The following is a 278-nucleotide window of genomic DNA, read 5'->3' as shown; positions in this document are numbered from 1 at the left end:
CACCGCGTTGCCGCGGTCGGCCGTGATGACGGTGTGCACGCCCAGCGTGCGACCCTCGCCGAGGGTGAGGTGCGGATCACGCAGCTGACGGATGAGACCGTCACGGCCGAGGTCGCCGCGGCCGCCGCACACTACGCCGAGCCGTACTCCCTCGACTACGCGTACGCCTTCGACTACGCCGACAACTCCGTGCTGGCGTAGAGCTTCATGTCCACGCCACCGTTCTGGGGCTCACGCGGGCCGGTGTAGTCGTCGTTCTTGACGAGTTCGGCATATGT

The 278-nt window shown here is 67.3% G+C and carries 1 protein-coding gene; it reads left to right on the top strand.

Going from position 1 to position 278, the window contains the following annotated elements:
* Positions 1–201: hypothetical protein (locus DW306_RS21195; protein ID WP_168429222.1), on the top strand; the 201-nt coding region annotated here is incomplete at its 5' end.
* Between the last annotated feature and the right edge of the window lie 77 nt (positions 202–278).

It is taken from the genome of Microbacterium sp. K24, from assembly GCF_004794465.1.
Classification (GTDB): domain Bacteria; phylum Actinomycetota; class Actinomycetes; order Actinomycetales; family Microbacteriaceae; genus Microbacterium.
This window is presented reverse-complemented; position numbering and strand designations above follow the sequence as displayed.